3 protein-coding genes are annotated in these 3,550 nt (G+C 65.1%); all 3 read left to right on the forward strand.

The genetic code is table 11. From position 1 onward, the window contains the following. On the forward strand, positions 1 to 212 hold a 212-nt coding region (locus AC1DJT_RS35200; RefSeq protein ID WP_476835910.1), incomplete at its 5' end, for a hypothetical protein. Between the two features lie 506 nt (positions 213 to 718). Beyond that, a complete protein-coding gene (locus AC1DJT_RS35205) occupies positions 719 to 2,299 on the forward strand; it encodes an ABC transporter substrate-binding protein (protein WP_476835911.1) in 1,581 nt (526 codons plus the stop codon). Beyond that, on the forward strand, positions 2,299 to 3,550 hold a 1,252-nt coding region (locus AC1DJT_RS35210), incomplete at its 3' end, for a M81 family metallopeptidase (protein WP_476835912.1). The genes AC1DJT_RS35205 and AC1DJT_RS35210, both read left to right, overlap by 1 nt.

The following is a 3,550-nucleotide window of genomic DNA, read 5'->3' on the forward strand; positions in this document are numbered from 1 at the left end:
GTGTGATCGTCATCGACCGACCGGACGCTGCGGGCGGGGTCATGGTTCAAATCCACGGCGAGGCACGGCGATACGTCTTCGACCTGCAGAAGCTGGTGCCGGACGATGACCGACTGCCKACTTATTATTTCCAGGCCGAATTGAAGCGTTGGAAGCTGTTGAACAAGCGCGGAGAAACCGTCGAGACGACGGTTTGCAAGGCAAGCCTCTAGCGGCTGGATGGCGCGACCCCGCTCGATGGTCATCGACTGGTCATCAGGTCCAGGCGCCGAAGTCCGTGACGGGCCTGTCGATCGCCGATCATGACCACAAAGATGCCCGCGATGGCGCTCCCCCGGCCGCAAGGKAAAAATCCATCGAAGGACGCCTGAGCTGCGGTCATGCGTTTGTGTTTCACCAGCCTCAAGGGACCGGAGAGCCCGGGTGATTGCTGTCCTTGGATACGTCCGGCTGCGATCACCTCAGAGCGTCCTTCTGCCGAACGCTATCGAAAGATCGGCTCCGATCGCCGGGGCGGCGCGGATCAGAGCTCGCCTTGTCGCTAAGGAACGAGCAGTTGCACAAACTATGGCGGATTCACGGGGGCGGCTTTGCGCTGCGCGCCTTGCACGCGTTCTTTCCGCCGCCATAGGATCGGCGTGCTGACATAGCGGCGACGCCGGCAGGCTCCGGGGGCACCCGCGACCGTTCCATCTGCTCGCACGGAAGGTCTCAAGGCATGAAGCGTCGGACATTTTTGGGCGCTGCCGCTGGCGCCGCCGTATCGGCCCTCGCAAAGCCCAGCCTCGCGCTGCCGGCAAAGCTCCTGAAATTCGTTCCCGAGGCGGATGTCGCGATCGTCGATCCAGTCTGGACGACGGCGACGGTGACGCGCAATCACGGCTATCTGGTCTTCGATACGCTCTATGGGCAGAACGCCGATTATGGTTTCGAGCCCCAGATGGTGGCGGGCCATACGATCGAGGACGACGGCAAGACCTGGCGACTGACATTGCGCGAGGGCCTGCGTTTCCATGATGGCGAGCCGGTGAGGGCGCAGGACGTGGTGCCGAGCATCCGTCGCTTTTCCGCGCGCGATGCCTTCGGCCGGGCCTTGATGGATGCGACGGACGAATTGTCGGCCGAATCCGACCGCGTCGTGAAATTCCGGCTGAAGCGGCCGTTCCCGCTGCTTCCGGCAGCCCTTGGCAAGACCGGGACGTCGATGCCCTGCATCATGCCGGAACGGCTGGCGCTGACCGACCCCAACAAGCAGGTGACCGAGATGGTCGGCAGCGGCCCCTACCGCTTCAAGGCCGACGAGCGGGTGCCGGGCGCCTTGGCGGTCTATGAGAAATTTGCAGGCTATGTGCCGCGGCCGGATGGCTCCGCCACCTTCACCGCCGGCCCCAAGAGCGTGTTCTTCGACCGGGTCGAATGGCGCATCATGCCCGACCCTTCGACGGCGGCCAACGCGCTCAGCACCGGCGAGATCGACTGGTGGCAGAACCCGACACCGGATCTGCTGGGGACGCTGAGAGCCAAGGCCGGACTGAAGGTCGAAGGTCTCGATCCGGCCGGCGGCATCGGCTGCCTGCGCTTCAACAGTCTCCACCCTCCCTTCGACAATCCCGCAATCCGGCGCGCCCTGCTCGGCGCCATCGACCAGCCCGAGTTCATGACCGCGGTCGCCGGAGACGAACGCTCGATGTGGAAGGACCATGTCGGCGTGTTCAGCCCCGACACGCCGCTGGCGACCACGGCCGGAACGGAGGTTCTGGTCGGCAAGCGGGATTTCGCGGCGGTCCGGCGCGCGCTGGCGGCAGCCGGCTACAAGGGCGAGCGCATCGTGCTGCTCGACCCGACCGATTACCCCTCGACCCATGCGCTGGCGATGGTGGCGGCGGACGCGCTGCAGAAATCCGGGATGAATGTGGACATGGTCTCGACCGATTGGGGCACCGTCGTTCAACGCCGCGCGAGCAAGCAACCCATCGACAAGGGGGGCTGGAACATCTTCTTCACCTATCTGAACGGCACCAATAATTTCGACCCCGCCAGCCAGCTCGGCATCCGCGGCAATGGCGATCAGGCCTGGTTCGGCTGGCCGAAATCGCCGCGCCTGGAAGAGCTGCGCCTCGATTGGTTCGGGGCCAAGGATATCGCCGCTCAAAAGTCGATCTGCGCCGAAATCCAGAAGCAGTTCTTCACCGAGGTGCCCTATATCCCGCTCGGCGCCTATTACGAGAAGACGGCCTATCGCGGATTGGCCGGGATGCGTATTGGCTTCGCACAATTCTACGACGTGAAACGAGCATGATGTCCAAGCCGATCCGTATCGCCGTTCTCCAGTTCGCCCATGAGACGGTCACCTTCCTCCCCAACGACACCACCCGCGAGGATTTCATCTATCCCGGCTCGCCGGCCGGCGGCGAGGTGCTGCTTGCGACCGACCCGAAGGGCTATATGGGCGGCTTCGTCCAGGTCGCGCGCGAACACGACGATGTCGAGCTGATCGGCATCACCTCGCCGCTCTGGCCGCGCACCGGCACGGGCTCGGGTTGGGTCACGCAGGATGCCTACGAGCATTTCCTCGGCATCATGATCGAGGAGCTGAAGGCTCAACCGGCGCTGGACGGCGTCTATCTGGCGCTTCACGGCGCGCTGGCGGTACGCGGCGTGCCGCGTCCCGAGGCCGATATCGCAAGGCGCGTCCGCGAGGTCGTCGGCCCGGAGGCCTTCATCTCCGCGACATTCGATCCCCATGGCAATGAGGACGAAGCATTTCTAGAGCAGGCCGACATGGCCTTCTGCGTCAAATACTTCCCCCATTACGACATGCACCTGCAGGGCGAGCGCGCGGCGCGCATGCTGGTCAGGGCGATCCGCGGCAGCTTCAAGCCGGTGCACCGGTCGCTGCGGATCCCGATCCTCGCACCCACGGTCGTGATGTGGACCGGCGCCTCGCCCTGGTCCGACCTGATCCAGCGGGCGCTGATCTGGGAGGCGCGGGAGCCGGATGTCTTCGTCAATGTCTTCTTCGGATTTCCCTGGGCGGACGTTCCCGATGCCGGGATGGGCCTTCAGGTCCTGACCAATGACGACCCGGACCTCGCCGAGCGCGTGCTCCGCGATATGGCCGACTGGACCTGGCGGCGGCGAAAGGCGCTGCTCGAGACCGTGAAGATCCACACGATGGAGCAGGGCGTCATTCTCGCCCGCGAGGCCGTGACGGAKGGCAGGGCGCCGGTCGTGCTCGCCGATTACAGCGATCGCTCGGGCTATGCCACCTGGCTGCTGCAGGAGATCGTCGCGCAGAGCTGTGAGCGCACCCTGATCGCCACCATCGCCTCGCCCGAGGCTATCCGTGCCGTGCTCGCGGCCGGAGCCCGGCCCGGCGATGCGTTCGACGCGGAGATCGGCGGCCTCTTCGATGAATCGGCAGGCGAGCCCGTGCGCATCACCGGCACGATCCGCGATATCCGGACGGCCACGAACCGACGCGGCATGGGCAACGAGTCCGTCTGCGTCAGCTTCGGCAACGGCAATGTGCTGGTCTTGAGCCCTTATC

The organism is Allobosea sp. 05T422_2, assembly GCF_056396265.1.

Coding starts and splice junctions, on each gene's coding strand:
- AC1DJT_RS35205 (WP_476835911.1), top strand. CDS start 719: ATGAAGCGTCGGACATTTTTGGGCGCTGCCGCTGGCGCCGCCGTATCG.